The sequence below is a fragment of the Arthrobacter sp. NamB2 genome, assembly GCF_005281365.1.
Taxonomy (GTDB): Bacteria; Actinomycetota; Actinomycetes; order Actinomycetales; family Micrococcaceae; genus Arthrobacter_D.
This window is the reverse complement of record NZ_SZWI01000001.1, coordinates 26,898-47,547: the sequence shown is the minus strand read 5'-3', so window position 1 is coordinate 47,547 and position 20,650 is coordinate 26,898. Positions and strand designations below refer to the sequence as shown.

Below are 20,650 nucleotides of genomic sequence, written 5' to 3'. Positions count from 1 at the left end.
CCTCGTTCCGGGTCAGGGCTGGAAGCGATACCCCATGCCGCTCTCGGTGACGAAGTACCGGGGCGCGCCCGGGTCGCGTTCGAGTTTCTTGCGCAGCTGCGCCATGTACACGCGAAGATACTGGACGTCTTTCGCGTAGGCCGGGCCCCAGACGTCGAGCAGCAGCTGCTGCTGCGACACGAGCCGGCCAGGATGGGCGATCAGCCTGTCCACGATCTTCCATTCCGTCGGTGTCAGCCGGACATCCTGCCCGTTCCTGACGACGCGCCGCGCGCCGGCGTCGAGCGTGAAATCCGGTGTCTCGATGACGGGGGCCTCCGCCTCGACGGCAGCGCGTCGGCTGGCCGCGCGGAGGCGCGCCAACAGTTCGTCCAGTCCGAAGGGTTTCGTGACGTAGTCGTCGGCACCGGCGTCGAGGGCGTCGACCTTGTCCTGGGAACCGTGCCGGGCGGACAGCACGATGATGTGTACCTGCGACCAGCCGCGGATCCGCCGGATCACCTCGACGCCGTCGAGGTCCGGGAGACCGAGGTCCAGCACGATGATGTCCGGGTGGTGCTCGGAGGCGGCGGCGAGGGCCGTCTCGCCGTCGACCGCTGTCACGCACTCGTAGCCGTAGGCGCGCAGGTTGATCTCGAGGGCGCGGAGGAGCTGCGGCTCGTCGTCCACGACCAGCACACGGATCACAGCTCCACGGCTCCCGTCGAGATCGGCAGCCGGATGACGAGCGTGAGTCCGCCGCCCGGCGTCTGTTCGGCGTCGAGCACGCCGCCCATCACCTCGGTGAAACCCTTCGCCACGGCGAGCCCCAGGCCGACGCCGGCACCCGACGGTGCGTCGTCAAGGCGCTGGAACGGGCGGAACATGGCGGCGACGTCGTCCCGGGACACCCCGTGTCCGTGGTCGACGACCCTCAGCTCCGACGCCGGGAAGCCGTCGATGAGCGCCTTGCCCGTGCCACCCACGGACGCGGTGATCTCGACGGGAGAGTCCGGGGCGTACTTCACCGCGTTCTCGACGATGTTCGCGAGGACGCGCTCCAGCAGTCCGGGGTCGGCCTCGATGGCAGGCAGGTTAGGTGGGATGGACACCTGCACGCGGTCCTCCGCGACGTTCGCCAGGGCGGGCGTGACGACCTCGCCCCACGTGAGCGGGCGTAGGTGCGGATTGACGGCGTCGCCCGTGATGCGGGACATGTCAAGGAGGTTGTTGACGAGTGCCTCCAGCCGGTCGGAGTAGCTCTCGATGGTCTCGAGCAACTCGCCCTCGTCCTCCTTCGAGAAGGTCACGTCGGAGCGCCGCAGGCTGCTGACGGCGAGCTTGATCCCGGCGAGGGGGGTGCGGAGGTCGTGCGAGACCGAGCGCAGGATGGCCGTGCGCATGACGTTGCCCTCGATGAGCCTCCTGTTGGTGCGCGTGCTCGCGATCAGCTCCTGCCGCTGCAGCAATGACCGCAGCTGACCGGCGAAGGCGGTGAGCAGCCCGCGCTCACGTGCCGAGAGCTGGCGCCCGTAGAGGGCGAGGGAGACGTCCCCGTCCACCTGCTCGACGGCTGTCGCGCCGTCCAGGGTGAAACGGTCCGTGTCACGCCCGGAGCTCGGTTCCGCGACCGTCCGCCCGGAGTGCCCGCCTGCCTCCGGAGACCTTCGTGATCCCCGTGACTTCCGTGACTTCCGTGAGTCCAGTGCCTCCGCGATTCCGGGGTCACGCGGACGCACCGCGAGCGAGCGGCGTTCCAGCCGGTGCCCGCCGGGCGACGTACCGGCATCCGGCTCGGCGTCGGTGCCGGACCCTGCAGGACCGAACAGGGCGACGGCGTCGACGTCGAACTGGGCCTGGACGTGCTGCAGGAAACCCTGCAGCGTGTCCTCCTCGGCGAGCACGCCGCGCGCGAGTTCGCCGAGCAGCGCGGCCTCCTGCTGGGCCATGGCCGCTTCCCGGGACCGTCGGGCGGACAGCCCGACGACGAGCGATACAGCCACCGCCACCGTGATGAAGATCAGGACCGTCACGACGTCCTCGGCGTCGGAGATCGCGAGGGACCCGAACGGCTCCGTCGAGGTGTAGTTCAGGATGATGCTGCTCCACAGCGCGGCCAGCAGGGCGGGCCACAGGCCACCGATCAGCGCCACGGCGATGACGCCCGCGATCTGGAAGAGCACGTCGATGGCGAGCAGCGAGGTGCCGACCGTGAACACGGCCGCCTCGAGCAGCGGCGGCAGGACGAGGGCGACAGCGCACCCGGCCGCGACCCGCACGCGGCTGACAGGAGCCGCGAGGGTTCGCCGGGCTGCCGTGGCCATCAGCGCGTCCGACTCGCGGCGGTATCTTCGTCGGCCGTTCCTGGCGTCCCCCGAAGAGCGTTCCCAGCCGGCAGGGGCCGCAGCGCGCGCGACAGGAGAACCCAGAAGACGGTGATGGCGAGCGCGCAGAAGACGCCGGCGCTGGAGGCCATGAGCCACCCGGTGGCGAGCTGGGAGTTGAGGTCCTCGGCGCCGAGGAGCACGCCGATGGTCTTCGGCGAATAGATGAATACCGCAAGGGTGACGACGAAGAGCACCCCGGCCGTCCTCCGGTAGACCCGCAGCTCGGCGGGAAGCCGCACCGCCTGACCGGCGAGGACCGCCAGCACGACGACGATCCACACCCAGTGGTGCGACCACGAGATCGGCGAGATCAGCAGCATGAGCAGGGCCGTCATGGCGATCGGCGTGAAGCGGTCCCCACGCTGCGCAGCCGAACGGATGATGAACACGGTCACGGCGACGAGCAGGAGCGAGAGGAGCAGCCAGGGAAGGGTGGACGGAAAACCGGGACCCATGAAGTGCAGGATGGCCCCGCGGATCGAGAGGTTGTCCACATAGCCTTCGCCGCCGATGCGGCCCGTGTCGCGCAGCATCTGCAGCCAATAGGTCGCCGATTCGGCGGGAAGGAGGATGAACCCGACGGCGATGGTCCCGAAGAAACCGCCAGCCATGGTGAACAGGTGCTTCCACTCCCCCCGGACGAGGAAGTACAGACCGAAGACCAGCGGCGTCAGCTTGATACCGGCGGCGATACCGGTGAGCAGGCCGGTCGGCACGCGGCGGTGCGGTCCGGACAGGAGGTCGGCGGCGATCATGGCGAACAGCAGGATGTTGACCTGTGAGAAGGCCATTGTCTCGCGCCAGGGCCCGAGCAGGCACACCAGACCGGTGCCCGCGATGGCGAGCGGCAAGGCCCTGGGGTGCTTGAGGACGTCCCCGGTCCTGTGGAATCCGCCGAGATAGCGCGTAATGAACAGGGAGATGATCGCCGCGATCAGCACCGATAGTCCGACGAAGAGGATGGCGCCCGTCTCGGCGCTGACGAGTGTCAGCACGGTGAAGGCCAGGGCGGCGAACGGTGGGTAGGTGAAGAGGAGCGAGCCCTCACCCTCGCCGAAGGACCGGCTGTAGAGCGAGCCGTCGCCGTCGACCACCGACTGGCCGCCCATGCGGTACACCCGGAAGTCGAGCCCGATGAAGTCGGCCCAGGCGAACGCCCAGGCGATGAGGCCCGCTGCCACCATCACCGAGGCGACGACGCCCAGCGCCCGGACCGGTGCCGGGGTGCTGCGCTGGCTCATGCTTTTCCTCCGAAGACAGTGGTGGCGCCGTCCTGGAACCCTGGAACGGCTCAACCAGTGTAGGCACGGCCCCGGCCAGGTCCTCGCGTGCCGATATGGTGGAAATCACCCCCGTTCCCTGCGAAAGGCCGATGCACCGATGTCCTCCCCCAGCGGCACCACCCCGTCCGCTCCCATCACCGCCTTCACCAATGCGCATGTCGTGCCCATCGACGGCGAGCCGTTCGACGGCACCGTCGTCGTCGAGGACGGCCGCATCACGGCGCTCGGTGCCGACGTTCGCGTGCCCGATGGCGCTTCGGTCATCGACGCGGGCGGCAAGTGGCTGCTGCCCGGATTCGTGGACGCGCACGTGCACCTCGGCACGCATGAGGAGGGCGAGGGCACGGCGGGCGACGACACCAACGAGATGACCGACCCCAACACGGCCGGTGTCCGGGCGATCGATGCGATCAATCCCTACGACCCCGGGTTCGACGACGCCCTCGCGGGTGGTGTCACGACCGTGAACGTGAACCCCGGGTCCGGGAACCCCATCGGCGGGCTCGCCGTCGCCATCCACACGCACGGGCGCTACCTCGAGGAGATGGTGCTCCGCTCCCCCAGCGGGCTGAAATCAGCACTCGGCGAGAACCCGAAGCGTGTCTACGGCGGAAAGGGCAAGACGCCGTCCACTCGTCTGGGCACCGCACTCGTGATCCGCGAGGCCTTCATGAAGGCCCAGAACTACCTGGGCAAGGCCGAGGAGAACGCGCGGGACCCGCACCTCGAGGCACTCGCCATGGTGCTGCGCCGCGAAATCCCCTGGCGTCAGCACGCGCACCGCGCCGACGACATCGCGACCGCCATCCGCATCGCCGACGAGTTCGGTTACGACCTCGTGCTCGATCACGGCACCGAGGCGCACCTGCTCGGCGACGTCCTGGCAGAGCGCGGGATTCCTGTCCTGATCGGGCCCCTCTTCACGACCAAATCGAAGGTCGAGCTACGCGGCCGCTCCATCGCTAACCCGGGCAAGCTCGCGAGGGCCGGCGTCGAGATCTCGATCATCACCGACCACCCCGTCATCCCGATCAACTTCCTGGTCCACCAGGCCACCCTGGCGATCAAGGAGGGTCTTGACCGGGAGACGGCCCTGCGCTCGATCACCCTCAACCCGGCGAAGGTCCTCGGACTCGCGGATCGGCTCGGTTCCCTCGCCGTCGGCAAGGATGCGGACCTGGTGCTGTGGAGCGGTGACCCGCTCGATGTCATGCAGCGCGCCCTGCAGGTATGGATCGGCGGTACCGAGGTCTACTCCTACAACACCGAGACCCGCAGCGGCACTGTCGCTCCGCGGGGCTAGGAGCGCCCCGGTGCGTTCCCCCCAGAGCGCCCTGCCGCCGCGGCCGTTCACACTGCGTGCCGCGCTCGTCCTGTGGCTCGCCATCGCGGTACTGCTGCTCATCGCGGCCGGCACGTTCCTCACATCGGCGGCCGTTCAGGACCTCGACCGCGCCGGGTTCATCGGGCTCGGCGCGCTCTTCGGGGCGCTCGCCGTCCTCCAACTGGTCCTCCTGCTCCCGCTCCGTCGGGGCAGGAGGAGTGCCCGCGAGCTGCTGAGCACCATCGGCATCATCGTGGGCGTCCCGATCCTCGTGCGCGGGACCCCGGGGCTGTCCCTGATCGCGGGGGTGATGCTGGTGGCCGTGCTGCTGATGTGGCTGCCGCAGAGCAGCGACTTCTTCCAGCTGACCCAACCGAAGGCGAAGAAGCGCTTCCGGCTGCCGAAGGGCCGCTAGCGTACTGCCCGGTGCGGGGCGTTGCTCGCGCCCGGCGGGTCGCGGTCCTTCGCCCCGGGCTCGACGCCGTCGTCCTACGCAGCCGGTCGCCGTCGTTCCCTCGCAGCCGCGTCGCCGTCGTTCCCACGCAGCCGGTCGCCGTCGTCCCGGTTCTTCGCGCGCCGGCCGCCGTCGTCCCCGGTTCTTCGCGCCGGCGCGCGTGGTCTGCGGGCATCACGCCGCCGGTCGCCAGGTCGGGCGGGAACCGCGGGAACGACGGCGGGACGCCCTCCGCAACCGCTTGCCGGTGCGGCGTTATGCACGGCTTTCGTCCGCGAAGGGCGTGTTGCGCCGGGACACGCCGTGCCAAATGCCCGTCCTTGCCGGGAACCCGTGCGCGAAGCCGCTTCGCCGACCTGCTGGACGCGCGAAAGGCCCCTCCGGACGGAAGGGCCTTTCGCATGAGGGACAGGGACTAGCGCAGCGCCGAGATGGCCTGCTCAAGGTCGCCGATCAGGTCCTCGATGTCCTCGATGCCCACCGACAGCCTGATGAGGTTCTCGGGGACGGCGAGCTCGGTGCCCTTGACCGAGGCATGCGTCATGTCCGACGGATAGTTTATGAGCGACTCGATGCCGCCCAGGGACTCCGCCAGCAGGAAGACCTGCGTCGACTCGGCGACCTTCTTGGCAGCGTCCGCCCCGTCCTTGAACGTCACGGAGATCATGCCACCGAAGTCCTTCATCTGAGCCGCCGCGAGTTCGTGGCCCGGGTGGTCGGCCAGGCCCGGGTAGTACACGCGCTCGACCTCGTCCTGGTCCTGCAGCCATCGCGCGATGGCCATGGCGTTCGAGGAGTGCCGATCCATCCGGACGCCCAGAGTCTTGAGCCCACGCGTGGTGAGCCAGGCCTCCATCGGAGCGGACACGGCACCGGCCGCGAACTGGATGAACCCGATCTTCTCCGCGAGCTCGTCGTCGTTCACGACGACGGCCCCGCCGCTGGCGTCCGAGTGGCCGCCGATGTACTTGGTGGTCGAGTGCACGACGACGTCGGCGCCGAACGTGAGCGGCTGCTGCAGGTAGGGCGAGGCGAAGGTGTTGTCGACGACGAGCAGGGCGCCGGCGTCGTGCGCCAGCTGGGCCGTCGCGGCGATGTCGGTGATCTTCATCATCGGGTTCGACGGCGACTCGACCCACACCATCCTGGTGTTGTTCGCGGCGATGGCCGCCTGGACCGCAGCGCTGTCCGCCATGTCGACGGCCGTGTTGGTGATACCCCACTGGGACAGCACGCGGTCGATCAGTCGGTAGGTTCCGCCGTACGCGTCGTTGCCGAGGACGATGTGATCGCCCGGGCGCAGCGCGGCCCGGATGAGGGCATCCTCCGCGGCGAGACCCGAGGAGAAGCTGAAGGCATGCTTGCCACCCTCCAACGCGGCGAGCTGGGTCTGCAGCGAGTTCCGGGTGGGATTGGTGCCACGACCGTACTCGTATCCGTTGCGCAGCTTGCCGATGCCGTCCTGCGCGAACGTGGTGGTCTGGTACAGGGGCGGGATCACCGCACCCGTGGTGGGGTCGGGGGTCTGGCCTGCGTGGACGGCCCGGGTGTTGAAACCCTGGGCGTTCGAGTGCGTCACGATGCTCCTGGAATTCGCGGTGGGGTTGTTACTTGCTCACATACGTCAGCAAGTCATGGCGCGTAAGAATTCCCACGGGCGACCCGACGAACGTCACCATCAGCGTGTCGCTGTCCTGGAGGCGCTCGCGTGCCGTTGCGATGGACTCGAGCGACCCGATGAGGGGCAGTTTCCCATCCATGTGCTGGGAGACCTGGTCCGTCAGCTTGGCTTCCCCTCGGAAGATCTTCGCGGTCAGGGAACGTTCGTCGACCGATCCCAGCACCTCGCCCATCTTGACCGGCGGCTCCTGAGACAGCACCGGGATGCTCGAGACTCCGTACTCGTTCATGATCGAGATGACATCGCGCACGGTTTCGGTGGGATGCGTGTGCACCAGGTCCGGGATGGATCCACTCTTGGCGCGCAGCACCTCGCCGACGCTGGCGTCGTCGCCGCTGTCCATGAAGCCGTAGGACTTCATCCAGTCGTCGTTGAAGATCTTGCCGAGGTAGCCGCGCCCGCCGTCGGGCAGGAGGACCACGACGACGTCGTCCGCCGTCAGGTCCTTCGCGACGCGCAGGGCGGCGACGACGGCCATGCCGCAGGAGCCGCCGACGAGGAGCCCTTCCTCGCGGGCGAGGCGCCGGGTCATCTCGAAGCTCTCGGCGTCGGTGACGGCGTAGATCTCGTCCGGGATCGAGGGGTCGTAGGAATCGGGCCACATGTCCTCGCCGACGCCCTCCACGAAGTAGGGGCGCCCGGTGCCGCCGGAGTAGATGGAGCCGTCCGGGTCTGCGCCGATGATGCGCACGGGCCCGCCCTCGCGGTCCGCGGACACCTCCTTCAGGTACCGACCCGTACCCGTGATGGTGCCGCCCGTGCCGACGCCGGTGACGAAGTGCGTCAGCTTGCCGTCGGTGTCGTTCCAGATCTCGGGGCCGGTGGTCTCGTAGTGGCTCAACGGCCCGTTCTGGTTGGAGAACTGGTCCGGCTTGTAGGCGCCCGGGATCTCGCGGACCAGGCGGTCGGAGACGCCGTAGTAGGACTGCGGGCTGTCGGGTGCGACCGCCGTCGGGGTGACGACGACCTCGGCGCCGTACGCCTTCAGGACGTTGCGCTTGTCCTCGCCGACCTTGTCGGGTACGACGAAGACGCACTTGTAGCCGCGCTGCTGCGCGACGAGGGCGAGCCCGACGCCGGTGTTGCCGGAGGTCGGCTCGACGATGGTGCCGCCGGGCTTGATCTTGCCCTCGGCCTCGGCGGCGTCGAGGATCTTCGCCGCGATGCGGTCCTTCACCGATCCGCCCGGGTTGAGGTATTCGACCTTGGCGAGGACGGTGGCTGCGATGCCGTCGGTGACGGAGTTGAGCTTGACCAGCGGGGTGTTGCCGATCAGGTCAACGATGGAATTGGCATACTTCATGACTACAAAGTTACCGGCTGGTGCTTGCGCAGCCGCGCCGCCGTTACGTCGCGGGACGTGGAAGGCCCCCGGGGGACCGCTCGGAACGAGCACGTGGAGGCGAGGGCGGCGAATGACGGTGGTCTCCGCGTCGACAGGTTCCAGATCACGCGTTGACGCGGGATCCTGAGAGGAACGGGAACGACGGCGTCGCTCGGCGCGGCAATCGCGCAGGCCGTCAGCGGCTCGTCCCGCTGGCACTCCGATCCGCTCGGGATCACCGGGGGCAGCTGGTGCAGCGTGGCACCATGGATGCATGACCATCGCTCCCGCCGTCGTGCCCGCGGGCGCCGAGGCCATGGAGTGGATTCCGGACGGACCGTACACCTTGGCCGGCACCGTCGGCACGTTGCAGTGCGGGCCGCACGACCCATCCTTCATCGTTCAGGGACCCGATCACTGGCTCGCCTTCCGGACCGTCGACGGCCCCGTCACGCTGGCCCTGAGGCAACGCGGCTCGTTGAACGACAGTCGTGTCCAGGCCACGGCGTGGGGGCCCGGCGCGGCGCGGGCGCTCGAGTCCGTTCCGCGACTGCTCGGTGGCGACGACGACTGGAGTACGTTCGACAGCTCGGAGTTCCGTGCGACGCTGCCCGAGGTCGCCCGCAAGGGGCGGTACCTCAACCCCGGCCTGCGCCTGCCCGCGAGCGGCCGCATGCTCGACACCGTAGCCCGCGCGGTCCTCGAACAGAAGGTCACCGGCATCGAGGCCAAACGCGCCTGGCGCTACCTGCTGACCCGGTACGGCGACCCGGCTCCCGGGGCGGGGACCTACGCTCCGCCAGGGCTCCGCCTTCCCCCGACCGCCGAGCAGTGGCGCCGAGTGCCATCCTGGGACTGGCACAAGGCCGGGGTCGATTCCCACCGCTCGGCGACCATCCTCAAGGCAGCCCTCGTCGCCAGCGGCCTGGAACGCCTCGCGTCCCTGCCGGGTGGCGACGACGTCCGCGCCGGTTTGCGATCCGTTCCGGGCATCGGCGTCTGGACAATCGCGGAGGTCGTCCAGCGGACCCACGGGTGCCCCGACTCGATCTCGATCGGCGACTACCACCTCGCGGCCTACGTAGGGGCCGCACTCACGGGTCGGCGCACCGACGACGCCGGGATGATCGAACTGCTCAGGCCGTGGAAGGGGCAGCGCCAGCGCGTGGTGCGGTCCCTGTATGCGAGCGGTTTCCGCAAGCCGACCTTCGGCCCCCGCCTGTCCCCGGAGGACCATCGCCGGCGCTGACAGGAGCCGATATGACGCAACGAAGCGGCGCACGGAGGCGCCGCCGCTAGGGTTGGAGCATGAGCCACACCGTAGACGTCACAGCAGTGTTCACCCCCCTCGAGGGCGAGTTCTTCCGCGTGAAGCTCGCACTCGACATCGCCATCGAACAGGTGGTGCAGGAGCCGGGATGCATCCGGTACGAGATCACGGACGCGCAGGAGGACCGCATCGTGCTGACGGAGCAGTGGGAGTCCACCGAGCTCCTGGACGCGCACCTGCGCGGGCCCGCGGTACAGGATCTCGGCGAATCGCTGAGCGCGCTCCTTGCCAAGCCGGCCGAGGTCGTCCGTTCCGACCAGGCCGCCTGAACTTCAGCGGCATTCCCACGACGACGAAGCCCCGCACTCGAGGAGTGCGGGGCTTCGTCGCGCTGGAGGATCCGTTGCGGAGGAAGCGTTACTGCGCGTCGGCAGCCGGGCTGCCGCCCTCGGTCTGCTGCTGGGCGATCTGCTCGTGCACGGCTTTCATGTCCAGGCCCTTGACGGCCTCGACCAGTTCGGTGAACTGCGTGGCGTTCAGCGCGCCGGGCTGGGAGAACACGAGCACCTTCTCGCGGAATGCCATGAGGGTGGGAATGGAGGTGATGCCTGCGGCAGCGGCGAGGGACTGCTCGGCCTCGGTATCCACCTTCGCGAAGGTGACGTCATCGTGCTGCTGCGACACGGCGTCGTACACCGGGGCGAACTGCTTGCAGGGTCCGCACCAGTCGGCCCAGAAATCAACGAACACGATGTCGTTGCCCTCGATGGTTTCCGGGAAGCTAGCCTCAGTGATATTGATTGTCGACATCCCTTAACGCTAGCGATCCCGGCTTTCCCTGTCAGGCCTGTTCGCTACCGATGAAGCGCCCCAACCGCTCTGCACAGCCGGAGGTACGAGTGACCGACCCGTATGACCTGACGCGATTCGTCGAGGCCCAGAACTCCGAGGGCACCTATGAGCAGGCCCTTGCCGAGTTGCAGCGGGGCCGCAAGACGGGGCACTGGATGTGGTTCGTCTTTCCCCAGATCGCCGGACTGGGCAGCAGCCCGACCTCGGTGAAGTACGCCATCACGTCGCTCGACGAGGCGCGGGCGTACCTGTCGCACACCGTTCTCGGACCCCGACTCATGGAGAGTGTCCATGCCCTCCTCAACCTGCAGGGCGGGGATCCTGTCGCGGTGCTCGGCGGGATCGACGCCCGCAAGCTCCAGTCCTCCATGACGCTCTTCAACCGGGCCAGTCCGCAGGAGCCGTGGTTCACGGCAGTGCTGGATCGCTACTACGACGGCGCGGAGGACGAGGCGACGACGTCGCTCCTCGCGGACTGACGCCGCCGCTCTCCCGTTCCTGCCGGCGGGTCTCTGCGGAGTGCATGAGCGACCGACAGGGTGTGGGCGAGGATCGTCAAGGAGCCGTGGTTGCGGGACAGTCCGCTGGACGCCGCGGGTACTGCTAGGTGGTGTGGTTGAGTTTCTCGATGATCGGCAGGGCGGCTGCGAGTGTCGCCCTCTCATCGTCGTCGAGCTGCTCGAGCAGGGCCGCCACGCGCTCGTTGCGGCGCAGGCTCGCCTCCTCCCAGGCGGCGCGGCCCTTGTCCGTCAGCTGTACCAGGACGGCGCGCGAGTCCGTGGGGTCCGGCTGCCGGCTGACAAGGCCCGCTTGTTCGAGCTTGATGATTTGCTCCGTTGCCGACGGAACCCGTATGCCGAGGTTGGCGGCAACGCGGCTCACGCGCAGGGGCTCGTCGGCAGCCATGCTCAGGGTGCTCATCTGCATGGTGGTCAGTTCGCCGTCGCCGTCCATGGATCGGCTGAGATAAACAGCGTGACGCAACGTGGTGCGGAAGGACTGCGCCAGTGCAAGCAGCCGCCGGTCGGTCGGGGAATCGGTCATAGTTAGGTAGCCTAACATTCCGAGCCGAGCACGACAAGGTGCGCGGAGGCAGGGGTAGCGCTAGCGTGGCAGTGAATCGACGTCAGGGGACATTGTGCAGGACGCAGCACCGCCTACCGCGCAGGCAGGGCTCCCCGACGACCACCTGGACCGCATTCTCACCGAGGTCGACGACGCCATCGCCCTCCTCGCCGGGACCTGGTCGACACACCGCGCCCTGCTGGATCGAGCCAGTGGTACGGCGGGCATCTTCACAGGCACGACCACCTTCACCCCCGCTGACGGCGGCCTCCGGTGGGACGAGGCGGGCACGGTTTCCTGGCCGCATTTCCGCGGTCCGGCCTCCCGCTCCTATTCGATCGAGGGAGATGGATCGACGATAGCGGTTTACTTCGAGGACGGGCGGTTACTCTGCCGGCTCGACCTGAGCCAGGGTAGGGCACGCGATGACCACGCCTGCGCGCCGGACACCTACCGCGTGGAGTTCGCCGTCACCTCCCCGGACACCATCGAGTACTCCTGGGACGTCACGGGCCCGGCGAAGGACCTCCTGCTGACGACGACCCTCACTCGCGTGACCCAGCGAAAGCTGAAGCCGGGGCCACGTCAGCGAGCGGCGGGACCCGGCGCGGGGTCCGGTGCCGCCACCCGAGGGCCGGCAGGGTTGGACAACGACACCGGCGAACGCTGAGGGAACACCGGGCGGCCTGCCCGCCGACCGGAGTCAGCGGCGGAGCAGTCCGCCTTCGGCTGCGTCCGACAGGACGCAGACCCGCCAGGAGCCTAGGGAGTGTGGGACGGCAGTCCCTGGCGAAGCGACGTGGAGGACGAGCCGTCAGCCCCGGCTCGTCCGGAGGCCTGTGCGGGGAGCGGATCGCTACCCGCCCGGTCGTCGTGCGCGGGGCGACCCTCCGCAGGCCGGGCGAGCCCCAGCCGACCGCGGGTTGCGACGAGGATGACCAGGGCGATCACGGCCATGGCAAGGAGCTCGTGGATCTCGTGCACTCCGCCGAGGGCGCTGACCTTGAGGCCGGAGGCGGCATTGACCGCGGTGTGCGCAGCGACGACGGCGAGAGCAGTCCGCCGCCGGCGATGTTGAAGACGAAGCCGAGGACGATCGCGATCGCCACGACAAGGATGACGTAGATGGGGAACGAGATGGCGGACTGCGCGGTGGCCATCGACCAGAGAGGCGCGTGCCACACGGCCCAGATGATGCCCAGCATGACGTTTGCGGCCACGGGCGGCAGTGCCGCCTGCAACCGCGGCAGGGCGAAACCGCGCCACCCGAGCTCTTCATTACCTCCGCCGACCAGGGCGATGAGGACGATCATGCCGGGCAGGGCGGCGATTCCGGTACCGAGCCCCTGGATGTCCAGGGCTCCGCCGGCAAGCAGCGCGATGCCACCGGAGGCAACCAGTGCCACGAAGATCAACGCACCGATGATGAAGGGACGCCCTCCGCCCTGCCTTCTGGGGAGGTAGCGACCGAACAGCGCGCGGAGGCCTGCGCGACCATCGAGCCGGGCAGTGACGACGGTGGCGGCAACCGCCGGACCGAAGCTGCCGAGGATGACGAGGGCCATGGTGGACGAAGCTCCCGGCGCCATCAGTGGGCCGGCCCACCAGACGAGCCAGGAGAACGCGAAGGCGATGGTGAAGAACGCCGCGAGTCCTCGCGGCGGAAGCAAGCGGGCGTCGGCGGTTGGAAGTGCGGTGGCAGACGGTGCATGAGGAGTCATGGGCTCACTTTCCCATACGGCGTAGGGGAATCCAACGTCGTATGACTCAGAAGGTCTGACCGACGTCATGAAAGAGGTCGGCGAGGCATCAGGCCGCCGTTCTGGCGTTACGGATCGCGAGTCGCGCGAATGCTTCAACGAGGTCTGGTGGATGGACGACGTCGATGTCGGTGTCGAAGCGGTTGAGGGATGCGGCGAGGGCTATCCACGACCATGATCCGGCCTCGAGACTGCACCGGTCCGGGCCGAGATCCTCGACGACGCCATCCCCGGCGAACGGAAGCACGTCGGATGCGGGTCGGTGAAGGACCACTTTTCCGGTGCAGGGCCATCTGGTGCTGACACTCCCGCTCGAACCCCTGAAGCGCGCGGACACATAGATGCCGATGTCACCGCCCGGAACCTGCCGCGCCGCGAACCGGGAACCCATGGGCGAGCGGGGCGTGATCCTGTCGACGCGGAAGCTGCGCCAATCGTCACGATCAAGGTCCCAGGCGATGAGGTACCAGCGCCCGCCCGAGGTCACGAGGTGGTGTGGCTCGGCCCTCCGCGGCGCCGTGGCCTGGTCTTTCTCGCCTGGCCGGCTGCCGGCATAGTCGAAGCGCAGCACGGAGCGCGCTCGCACAGCAGTCGAGATCGTGATGAGCACGTCCGCGGACACCGCTTCGCGCGTTGCGTCGTCGCGCCGGGCGGGGATCGCCGTGAATTCCAGAGCGTCGAGGCGATGCCGCAGCCGGGCCGGCAGGACCTGACGCACGGTGGTCAGCGCGCGGATCGCCGCCTCTCCGATGCCCACTCCGGAGACTGTTGCCGCCTGCAACGCAACCGCAAGGGCGACCACCTGTTCGTCGTCGAACAGCAGTGGGGGCAACTCGCTACCGGCATCGAGACGATATCCGCCGTCGGGGCCCATGGTGGCACGGATGCTGTATCCCATCTCGCGCAGCCGATCGACGTCGCGGCGCACCGTCCTGTGGCTGATGTCCAGGCGCTCGGCCAGCAGGGCCCCTGGCCAGTCCCTTCGCATCTGCAACAGGGACAGCAGGTTCAGCAGCCTCGAGGTGGTCGTTGTCATGGTGCCGATCCTATGGCCGGTGTAGGACCGAAGCTGTCCTATACCCCTGTCAGAGTCGGTGTCGTCAGGGAAGAGCCCCGGCCCAGTTCTTACAAGGAGCAGACATGAGCATCACGACAACCACCCACCTGAATCTCCATGGCGAGGCCCGAGCGGCCCTTGCGTTCTACCAGTCCGTTTTCGGAGGCGATGTCACGATCGCGACCTATGGCGATGTCGGGATGCCCCGGGAGGTTCCGGGCGCAGAGGACGTCGTGTTCGGGCAGGTCGAGACCGACACGGGTTTCCGCGTTATGGCATACGACGTCCCAGGTCCGTCCAGCAGCTCGGCCGGCGCTCCGGGAACCACCCGGCGGGAGAACGGCGTCACCATCACCGACCGGCCGTTCTTCGTCTCGGTACGCGGCGAGAACCTGGACGAGGTGCAGGGCTACTGGAGCAGGCTCTCGGCCGAGGCATCGGTCATCGAGCCCTTCGCAGCGTCCGCCTGGAGCCCAGGTTTCGGCATGCTGACCGACGGGTTCGGCGTGACCTGGATCCTCGATGTCGCCCCGACCCGCATCTCCGGGTAACGCCTGTCCAGGGCTGCGGCGCGGACACGGAGGTTCCCGCGCCGCAGCCTCCGGTTCCACCCGCTTGCAGCGGTGGTCACCCTGCGCTCCGGGAGAACACCCACCCCCGGCGTCCCAAGGGGTTGCAGACGACCGGTCGTGGGGCGGGGGCCACTGATTCGGAAGTGGACCGCGAACGGCAGTCCACTTCGACCCTATGCTCGCTTCCATGGAAATTCTCACGTACCGAGCATTCATCACGCCCGACGCGAATCCACGGTCGGGCAATCCGGCGGGGGTGGTCATCGGCGCGGAGGCACTGTCCCGGGCGGACATGCTCACCGTCGCGAGGGACCTGGGCTTCAGCGAGACCGCGTTCCTCACCGAGACCACGCCCGGGTCGACGCGCGTCCGCTATTTCAGCCCTCGGGACGAAATCGCTTTCTGCGGTCACGCGACCATCGCTTCCGGAGTCGCACTCGCTCGGCGAGGAGCCGGACCTGTCGTCGCTTTCGATACCAACGCGGGAGAGGTGCTCGTGGAGGTCTCGTCGGACCGGGCGACCCTCACTGCGGTCGACACGGGGGTCGCACCTTTGAGCGACGCACTGCTGGACGAGTTGCTCGCCGCTCTTCGCCTGTCGCGCGACGACCTCGACCCCGCGCTGCCCCCGGCGTTCGTACGCGGCGGGAATCCGCACCCAGCCGTCTTCGTGCGGGAAGGCGTGCTCGCTTCTCTCGATCACGACGGCGAAGCGGTTCTGCGACTTCAGGAGCGTGAGGGCTGGGACGGGACGATCCCCGTCGTCCACCGCCTGTCACCCGGCAGGTTCGCCTCCCGCAACCCCTTCCCGCGCGGTGGCATCCGGGAAGACCCCGCCACTGGCTCCGCTGCGGCAGGTCTCGGTGCCTATCTTCGTGCAGGTGGTCACCTTGCCCTGCCCGCGGTGATCGAGGTCGAGCAGGGTGCGGAGATCGGGCGTCCCTCGTTGATCACCGTCGACATCCCGCTCGAAGGTCGTATCCGTGTGACAGGCGCGGCCTCGGAGCTGTAGCGAACCCGGGCGGCGTCGAGGGAAGTGCCGGAGGGCGGATTATCGCCCTCGTCGTACCGGACGGGCTGACCGAATCCGAGCGTACGCCGGGTGGTACCGGCGGCTACCCTGACGAGAGCAGCCCCGGGAGTCGCACCATTCCTCTGGAGGTCCTTCGGTGACAAGTACCCTGCTTCGCTCGGCGACGCTCCCGACGGATGCGGTGAAGGCGTCGTCGTTCCGTCCCGCCATCCAGGGTCTGCGCGGCCTGGCAGTCATCTCGGTGCTGCTGTACCACCTCGACGTACCCTTCGTGCCGGGCGGGTTCGTGGGAGTCGACGTCTTCTTCGTCATCTCCGGGTTCCTGATCACCGGGCTCCTGATCAAGCAACTCGCCACGGCAGGGCGGATATCCCTCGTCGAGTTCTATGCCCGCAGAGCCAGGCGGCTGCTTCCCGCGGCGACCCTCGTCCTCGTAGTTACGGCGGCCCTGACCGCAGTGTTCCTGCCGATCACCCGGTGGGCGTCGATCGGCTGGGACATCATCGCTTCGGCTCTGTACGTCCAGAACTGGCGCCTTGCCGGCGACTCCGTCGACTACCTCGACGGCGACGTGGGCCCGGGCCCGCTGCAGCACTTCTGGTCCCTCGGTGTGGAGGAGCAGTTCTATCTGGTCTGGCCCCTGCTGCTCATCGCCGCCGGCTGGCTCGCGACGAGGCGGAAGCGTCGTGCCGGACCGATCGCCGCGGCAGACCTGAGCCGGCTGCTGCTCATCGGGCTCGGCCTTGTGCTGCTGCCATCGCTGGCGTGGTCGGTCTACTTCACTGGAACAGAGCCGGAGCCCGCCTACTTTTCCTCGACGACACGGTTCTGGCAGCTCGCACTCGGCGCGATTCTCGCCGTGATCCCCGCGCGCCTCGAGAGGTTACCGAGCCGCGCCGCAGCGATCATGGGCTGGACCGGGATGGCCGGCATCATCGGCTCGGCCGTCCTGATCGACGGATCGCTGCCCTATCCGGGTGCAGCTGCCCTGGTTCCCGCGGTCTCGTCCGCCCTCGTGATCGCAGCGTGCACCGGGCGAGCACCACTCGGGCCGGCACACGTCCTCGGTACCCGGCCCATGACCTTCGTCGGAGACATCTCCTACTCCCTGTACCTCTGGCACTGGCCACTCATCGTCCTGGCGACGGCGGTCCTCGGAAAACTGCACGGCACAGCGGTCATCCTCGTCGTCGGATTGTCCGTCGGCCTCGCCTATCTGACCTACCGCTATGTGGAGAGGCCGGTCAACCGTTGGGGGGCGCTCACCGTGGCTCCCCTGCGCGCGCTCTGTGCCGGTTCCGTTCTCGTGCTGGCCGGAGCGATCACGGGCGGGATGCTCGTGAACACGGTCCGTGCGGAGGAGGCTCGGGCGGAGGACGGAATGCGCCAGGCGGGCGATGTCCGGAACGGCGCCCTGACCCTCCCGGGCGACCCCCGCTCGTCCGGGTTCCGGCCGCAGGAGACCGCTGAATACATCACACCGATGCCCATCGTGGCAGCCGAGGACTTCCCGACCTGCGACTCCACCAGGATCAGTCAGGCCCACATCACGTCCTGCCAGTACGGCGATACGGCATCCGAGCGCCACGTCGCGCTGGTGGGCGACTCGCACGCGAAACAGTGGATCCCGGCACTCGACGGCATTGCCCGGGACAAGGGGTGGAAGCTCACGGCCTACATCCATGACGCCTGCCCCTTCGCAACCGGGGAACTCGAGCGGAAAGGGCGGCTCTACACCACCTGCATGGAGTGGAACGCCCGGATGCAGGACCTGCTGGGACGTGATGACCGTCTCTCGCTGGTCATTACCAGCAGCTACACGGAGAGCGCCGGCATCGCGGACGCGACGGAAGACGTCGCTTCCATGTCGGAGGCGTTCCAGCGATCGTGGAGCAGCTTCACCCGCCGTGGCATCCCTGTCGCCGTCATCAGGGACACTCCAGCACCCGCCATCAACGTCCCTGACTGCGTTGACCTGAACCTCGGGGATCTGACCGAATGCTCCGTGCCACGCAGCGAAGCAGCGGATGACAAGGGGCTGGCTCAACTGATGGCCGCAGCATCCCTTCCCGGGACTACCGTCATCGACCTCAACGACTCCATCTGCCCCGCCACGAGGTGCCCGGCCGTCATCGGCGACGTCCTCGTCTACCGGGACACGGACCACCTGACGGCGTCGTACGTCCGGTCGCTCACTCCCCGGCTTGCGGAACCGCTCGAGGCGCTGGTCGACGCCGGGTAGCTCCCACAGGTCCGAGGGATTAAACGCCAGAGGCCGGTACTTCCTCTATTCCTAGCGGAAGTACCGGCCTCTCCTTGCTGTGGCAGATGAGGGATTCGAACCCCCGTAGGCGTTGCCAGCTGATTTACAGTCAGCCCCCTTTGGCCGCTCGGGTAATCTGCCGAACGTCTTCACAGGAAGACCGCCCGCAGCAAGCGCGGGCAAGACAACTTTACAGACAAACAGCCGCTGTGACGAATCCGCGCTGGCGCTAGAGGCCCGCGGCGATCCTGCGCTCGATCTGCGCGTAGAAACCGTCCGCCTGCTCGGGCGTGACGAGACGCATCAGGACCGCCTGGTCGAGGTCGTCACGGACCCCGGCGAGCCGTACCTGCGCAGACGTCGTTCCGCTTGCAACGGCGACCGGCGATGCGACCGTCACCGACGACGCCGGGTCCGGCCCGAGCGTGATGTCCCCCGCTTCGTGGTCCACATCCGCAGCGACGGCTCGCGGCGGCACGGCCAGCGCCGGCGCCGCCGTGGCACCGGTCAGGGATGCCGCGGCGGCTGCCGCGAGGAAAGACCCCGCTACCGCCGTGCGGAGACGGACCTGGTAGCGCCGGTGTCGTGGGTCAGGCATGGGACTCTCTCCTCGAGGGGTGTGCTGGTACTCCTACCGTTCCATCGGACCGTGTACGCGTCCCCGGAGTGGCCTGACCGCTCCCTGTGAAGCGCTCGGCCCAGCCGTCCGGGGGTTGCAGATAGTCTTTAACGCAAGAACCCAACCACCCCGAGGAGGCATCGTGGCGAGTGAATCCACGTTCGACGTCGTAAGCAAAGTGGACAAGCAGGAGGTCGCCAACGCGCTGAACCAGGCGCAGAAGGAGATCGCGCAGCGGTACGACTTCAAGGGGGTCGGCGCGGAGGTGGACTTCAGCGGCGAGAAGATCCTCATGAAGGCGAACTCGGAGGAGCGCGTCCTGGCCGTGCTCGACGTCCTGCAGTCCAAGATGATCAAGCGCGGCATCTCCCTGAAATCCCTCGACACGGGCGAGCCCTACCCGTCCGGCAAGGAGTTCCGCCTCGAGACGACCATCAAGGAGGGCATCGCGCAAGACATCGCCAAAAAGATCAACAAGCTGATCCGTGATGAGGCCCCCAAGGGCGTGAAGTCGCAGATCCAGGGCGATGAACTGCGCGTCAGCTCGAAATCACGCGATGACCTGCAGGCCACCATGGCGCTCCTCAAGAACTTCGATGAGGCCGACCTCCAGTTCGTGAACATGCGCTGACAGTGCCTTCTCTGTAACAGCTTTGACGACGTAACAGCTTCGACGACGACGGCGGCCCCACCTGCGAAAGGTGGGGCCGCCGTCGTCATCGTGGCATCCCTCAGGTGAGCGGGCGTCCCGCCATGCCCTCGAGGCGCGCGATGCGCTGGTCCATGGGCGGGTGGGTCGCGAAGAGCTTGCCCATGCCTGCCCCCTTGAACGGATTGGCGATCATGAGGTGTGAGGTGTTCACCAGTCGCTGATCCTGCGGGAGCGGAGCGCGTTGCGTCCCTCGCTCGAGCTTGCGGAGCGCTGACGCGAGGGCCAGCGGGTCGTCCGTCAGGATCGCACCGTCCTCATCGGCGTCGTACTCGCGCGTCCGGCCGATGGCCGTCTGGATGAGCCCCGCCGCCAAGGGTGCGAGGAAGGCGAGCAGCAGGGCCGCGATCGGGTTGCCGCCCTGGTTCCGGTTGCCGCCCATCATGCCGGCGAACGCGAACATCTGGGCCACCGAGGTGATGACGCCGGCGACTGCGGCAGCGATGGATCCGGTGAGGATGTCCCGGTTGTAGACGTGCATGAGCTCGTGCCCGAGGACTCCGCGCAGCTCCCGCTCGTCGAGCAGCTGCAGGATGCCCTGCGTGCAGCACACCGCGGAGTTCTCCGGGTTGCGGCCGGTCGCGAAGGCGTTCGGGGCCATGGTCGGCGAGACGTAGAGCCTCGGCATGGGCTTGTTCGCCCGCGTGCTGAGCTCGCGCACGATCCGGTACATGGCCGGCGCCTGCTGCTCGGTGACCTCGACGGCGCCCATGCTGCGGATCGCGATCTTGTCGCTGTTCCAGTAGCTGTAGGCGATCGAGCCGACGCCGAGCAGGGCGAACAGCCAGATGAACATGGAACTGCCGGTCGCTCCAGCGATGACTGCGCCGAAGACGAGGAAGATCCCCATGAGGGCGCCGAACAACAACGCCGTCTTGGCACCGTTGAAATGGTTGTGCACTGCAACTCCTTGTACTGGGTGGGCCGGGCGGCTCCTTCAGTAGAACGGGGAATCCCAGCGGCCTGTTCCACTCATCGTACGGGGGTTCGCTTCGCGGCCGGCGGAGAGGACCGTGAC

Annotated in this window: 21 protein-coding genes and 1 tRNA gene; 10 read left to right on the top strand and 12 right to left on the bottom strand. The window is 68.1% G+C overall.

Annotation, left to right across the window (positions count from 1 at the left end):
* Positions 1-12: 12 nt before the first annotated feature.
* From FDK12_RS00230 to FDK12_RS00220, 3 genes are read right to left on the bottom strand one after another with little or no spacing between them, the layout of a single operon-like run.
* Positions 13-687, bottom strand: coding sequence for a response regulator (locus FDK12_RS00230; RefSeq protein ID WP_137367732.1), 675 nt, complete (start codon positions 685-687; stop codon positions 13-15).
* Entirely contained in the window at positions 684-2,303 is a 1,620-nt protein-coding gene (locus FDK12_RS00225; protein ID WP_137367731.1) for an ATP-binding protein, read from the bottom strand. The genes FDK12_RS00230 and FDK12_RS00225 overlap by 4 nt, the downstream gene beginning before the upstream one ends.
* A complete protein-coding gene (locus FDK12_RS00220; protein WP_137367730.1) occupies positions 2,303-3,607 on the bottom strand; it encodes a glycosyltransferase 87 family protein in 1,305 nt (434 codons plus the stop codon). The genes FDK12_RS00225 and FDK12_RS00220 overlap by 1 nt, the downstream gene beginning before the upstream one ends.
* 139 nt (positions 3,608-3,746) lie before the next feature.
* On the opposite strand from FDK12_RS00220, the gene FDK12_RS00215 reads away from it, so the two are divergent.
* Entirely contained in the window at positions 3,747-4,952 is a 1,206-nt protein-coding gene (locus FDK12_RS00215; RefSeq protein WP_137367729.1) for an amidohydrolase, read from the top strand.
* Between the two features lie 10 nt (positions 4,953-4,962).
* Complete coding sequence (locus FDK12_RS00210) at positions 4,963-5,388, top strand: hypothetical protein (RefSeq protein WP_137367728.1); 426 nt, start codon at positions 4,963-4,965, stop codon at positions 5,386-5,388.
* Positions 5,389-5,842: 454 nt separating this feature from the next.
* Here the strand turns inward: FDK12_RS00210 and FDK12_RS00205 are convergent, their stop codons facing one another.
* Together FDK12_RS00205 and FDK12_RS00200 are read right to left on the bottom strand one after the other, a co-directional pair.
* Positions 5,843-7,006, bottom strand: a complete 1,164-nt coding sequence (locus FDK12_RS00205) for a cystathionine gamma-synthase (RefSeq protein ID WP_137367727.1) — start codon at positions 7,004-7,006, stop codon at positions 5,843-5,845.
* Positions 7,007-7,034: 28 nt separating this feature from the next.
* Entirely contained in the window at positions 7,035-8,411 is a 1,377-nt protein-coding gene (locus tag FDK12_RS00200) for a cystathionine beta-synthase (RefSeq protein WP_137367726.1), read from the bottom strand.
* Between the two features lie 295 nt (positions 8,412-8,706).
* On the opposite strand from FDK12_RS00200, the gene FDK12_RS00195 reads away from it, so the two are divergent.
* Positions 8,707-9,681, top strand: coding sequence for a DNA-3-methyladenine glycosylase family protein (locus FDK12_RS00195; protein WP_137367725.1), 975 nt, complete (start codon positions 8,707-8,709; stop codon positions 9,679-9,681).
* A 59-nt stretch (positions 9,682-9,740) separates the two neighbouring features.
* A complete protein-coding gene (locus tag FDK12_RS00190) occupies positions 9,741-10,031 on the top strand; it encodes a putative quinol monooxygenase (RefSeq protein WP_104118917.1) in 291 nt (96 codons plus the stop codon).
* An 88-nt stretch (positions 10,032-10,119) separates the two neighbouring features.
* Here FDK12_RS00190 and trxA read toward each other — a convergent pair whose 3' ends face one another.
* Positions 10,120-10,512, bottom strand: a complete 393-nt coding sequence (gene trxA, locus FDK12_RS00185) for a thioredoxin (RefSeq protein WP_137367724.1) — start codon at positions 10,510-10,512, stop codon at positions 10,120-10,122.
* Between the two features lie 89 nt (positions 10,513-10,601).
* Here trxA and FDK12_RS00180 point away from each other — a divergent pair, with 89 nt between their 5' ends.
* Positions 10,602-11,033, top strand: a complete 432-nt coding sequence (locus FDK12_RS00180) for a DUF1810 domain-containing protein (RefSeq protein WP_137367723.1) — start codon at positions 10,602-10,604, stop codon at positions 11,031-11,033.
* 124 nt (positions 11,034-11,157) lie between these two features.
* Here FDK12_RS00180 and FDK12_RS00175 read toward each other — a convergent pair whose 3' ends face one another.
* Positions 11,158-11,598: a MarR family winged helix-turn-helix transcriptional regulator gene (locus tag FDK12_RS00175; RefSeq protein WP_137367722.1), complete on the bottom strand. Its 441-nt coding sequence runs from the start codon at positions 11,596-11,598 to the stop codon at positions 11,158-11,160.
* Positions 11,599-11,692: 94 nt separating this feature from the next.
* Here FDK12_RS00175 and FDK12_RS00170 point away from each other — a divergent pair, with 94 nt between their 5' ends.
* Positions 11,693-12,289: a DUF6314 family protein gene (locus FDK12_RS00170; protein WP_137367721.1), complete on the top strand. Its 597-nt coding sequence runs from the start codon at positions 11,693-11,695 to the stop codon at positions 12,287-12,289.
* 277 nt (positions 12,290-12,566) lie between these two features.
* On the opposite strand, the gene FDK12_RS00165 is transcribed toward FDK12_RS00170, so the two are convergent.
* Both FDK12_RS00165 and FDK12_RS00160 read right to left on the bottom strand, forming a co-directional pair.
* Positions 12,567-13,340 carry a CPBP family intramembrane glutamic endopeptidase gene (locus FDK12_RS00165; RefSeq protein WP_189636207.1) on the bottom strand — a complete coding sequence of 258 codons (774 nt, stop codon included), beginning with the start codon at positions 13,338-13,340 and terminating at the stop codon, positions 12,567-12,569.
* A gap of 88 nt (positions 13,341-13,428) precedes the next feature.
* Positions 13,429-14,415: a helix-turn-helix transcriptional regulator gene (locus FDK12_RS00160; RefSeq protein WP_137367719.1), complete on the bottom strand. Its 987-nt coding sequence runs from the start codon at positions 14,413-14,415 to the stop codon at positions 13,429-13,431.
* A 104-nt stretch (positions 14,416-14,519) separates the two neighbouring features.
* On the opposite strand from FDK12_RS00160, the gene FDK12_RS00155 reads away from it, so the two are divergent.
* From FDK12_RS00155 to FDK12_RS00145, 3 genes are all read left to right on the top strand, one after another.
* A complete protein-coding gene (locus FDK12_RS00155) occupies positions 14,520-14,987 on the top strand; it encodes a VOC family protein (RefSeq protein ID WP_137367718.1) in 468 nt (155 codons plus the stop codon).
* 208 nt (positions 14,988-15,195) lie between these two features.
* Complete coding sequence (locus tag FDK12_RS00150) at positions 15,196-16,020, top strand: PhzF family phenazine biosynthesis protein (protein WP_223262994.1); 825 nt, start codon at positions 15,196-15,198, stop codon at positions 16,018-16,020.
* A gap of 157 nt (positions 16,021-16,177) precedes the next feature.
* Positions 16,178-18,283, top strand: coding sequence for an acyltransferase family protein (locus FDK12_RS00145; protein ID WP_137367716.1), 2,106 nt, complete (start codon positions 16,178-16,180; stop codon positions 18,281-18,283).
* 80 nt (positions 18,284-18,363) lie between these two features.
* Here the strand turns inward: FDK12_RS00145 and FDK12_RS00140 are convergent.
* A tRNA-Tyr gene (locus tag FDK12_RS00140) sits at positions 18,364-18,445 on the bottom strand.
* 88 nt (positions 18,446-18,533) lie between these two features.
* The gene (locus FDK12_RS00135) at positions 18,534-18,902 is read right to left on the bottom strand and encodes a hypothetical protein (RefSeq protein ID WP_137367715.1); all 369 of its coding nucleotides are present in this window, start codon (positions 18,900-18,902) and stop codon (positions 18,534-18,536) included.
* Positions 18,903-19,065: 163 nt separating this feature from the next.
* On the opposite strand from FDK12_RS00135, the gene FDK12_RS00130 reads away from it, so the two are divergent.
* The gene (locus tag FDK12_RS00130; protein WP_137367714.1) at positions 19,066-19,554 is read left to right on the top strand and encodes a YajQ family cyclic di-GMP-binding protein; all 489 of its coding nucleotides are present in this window, start codon (positions 19,066-19,068) and stop codon (positions 19,552-19,554) included.
* A 100-nt stretch (positions 19,555-19,654) separates the two neighbouring features.
* Here FDK12_RS00130 and htpX read toward each other — a convergent pair whose 3' ends face one another.
* Positions 19,655-20,533 (bottom strand): zinc metalloprotease HtpX, encoded by an 879-nt coding sequence (htpX, locus tag FDK12_RS00125; RefSeq protein ID WP_137367713.1) that lies wholly within the window; start codon positions 20,531-20,533, stop codon positions 19,655-19,657.
* Between the last annotated feature and the right edge of the window lie 117 nt (positions 20,534-20,650).

Excerpts from the sequence above, each read along its gene's own strand:
- FDK12_RS00225 (WP_137367731.1), bottom strand. The coding sequence starts at position 2,303 with ATGGCCACGGCAGCCCGGCGAACCCTCGCGGCTCCTGTCAGCCGCGTG.
- FDK12_RS00220 (WP_137367730.1), bottom strand. The coding sequence starts at position 3,607 with ATGAGCCAGCGCAGCACCCCGGCACCGGTCCGGGCGCTGGGCGTCGTC.
- FDK12_RS00215 (WP_137367729.1), top strand. The coding sequence starts at position 3,747 with ATGTCCTCCCCCAGCGGCACCACCCCGTCCGCTCCCATCACCGCCTTC.
- FDK12_RS00200 (WP_137367726.1), bottom strand. The coding sequence starts at position 8,411 with ATGAAGTATGCCAATTCCATCGTTGACCTGATCGGCAACACCCCGCTG.
- FDK12_RS00195 (WP_137367725.1), top strand. The coding sequence starts at position 8,707 with ATGACCATCGCTCCCGCCGTCGTGCCCGCGGGCGCCGAGGCCATGGAG.
- FDK12_RS00190 (WP_104118917.1), top strand. The coding sequence starts at position 9,741 with ATGAGCCACACCGTAGACGTCACAGCAGTGTTCACCCCCCTCGAGGGC.
- trxA (WP_137367724.1), bottom strand. The coding sequence starts at position 10,512 with ATGTCGACAATCAATATCACTGAGGCTAGCTTCCCGGAAACCATCGAG.
- FDK12_RS00175 (WP_137367722.1), bottom strand. The coding sequence starts at position 11,598 with ATGACCGATTCCCCGACCGACCGGCGGCTGCTTGCACTGGCGCAGTCC.
- FDK12_RS00165 (WP_189636207.1), bottom strand. The coding sequence starts at position 13,340 with ATGACTCCTCATGCACCGTCTGCCACCGCACTTCCAACCGCCGACGCC.
- FDK12_RS00160 (WP_137367719.1), bottom strand. The coding sequence starts at position 14,415 with ATGACAACGACCACCTCGAGGCTGCTGAACCTGCTGTCCCTGTTGCAG.
- FDK12_RS00155 (WP_137367718.1), top strand. The coding sequence starts at position 14,520 with ATGAGCATCACGACAACCACCCACCTGAATCTCCATGGCGAGGCCCGA.
- FDK12_RS00150 (WP_223262994.1), top strand. The coding sequence starts at position 15,196 with ATGGAAATTCTCACGTACCGAGCATTCATCACGCCCGACGCGAATCCA.
- FDK12_RS00135 (WP_137367715.1), bottom strand. The coding sequence starts at position 18,902 with ATGCCTGACCCACGACACCGGCGCTACCAGGTCCGTCTCCGCACGGCG.